The following is a 530-nucleotide window of genomic DNA, read 5'->3' as shown; positions in this document are numbered from 1 at the left end:
GGAGCTCGCCGGCGTGGAGCCGCTCGCAGCCCGGCACGGCCGCCCGGCGATGGAGTTCGACGGAAGGCCCGAGGCGATCCTCGGCGGCGTGCTCGCCGGGCGGGAGGCGGATGCCGATCGCGTGCAGTACTGGGAGTGCTACGGGCACCGCGCGCTGGTGCGGGGGCGGCACAAGATCGTCACCGAGCACGAGCCGGGCCGGGACTTCGCGGCGGATGCCTGGCGGCTGTACGATCTGGATGCCGATCCGACCGAGCGCATCGACCTGGCGGGCGGCAGCCCGGAGCTCACGCGGGAGCTCGGGGAGCGGTGGGTCCGGGAGGCCTGGGCGAACACCGTCTTCCCGATCAACGACGACGGGCGGGCCGGGCTGCTCCGCCCGAGCTTCGAGCAGTCGCTCTCGGAGCCGATCACCCTGGCGGCGACCACGCCGCCGCTCGAGCGCTACCGGTCCTCCCGCCTGATCGCGCTGCGCTCCTTCGCGGTCATCGCGGAGTTCGGCGGCGCCGAGGGCGGCCGTGCGGCCGAGG

General features: G+C 75.1%; 1 pseudogene. It reads left to right on the top strand.

Annotated elements, in window-relative coordinates:
• Positions 1-13 precede the first annotated feature (13 nt).
• Positions 14-530, top strand: a pseudogene (locus tag ACFPZL_RS14175) (arylsulfatase); the annotation flags it as partial.

Origin of the sequence: Leucobacter soli (genome assembly GCF_042659205.1) — a bacterium.
In the GTDB taxonomy this organism is placed as follows: Bacteria; Actinomycetota; Actinomycetes; order Actinomycetales; family Microbacteriaceae; genus Leucobacter; species Leucobacter soli.
Note: the sequence above shows the minus strand (reverse complement) of the source record. Positions and strands in the feature narration are given on the sequence as shown.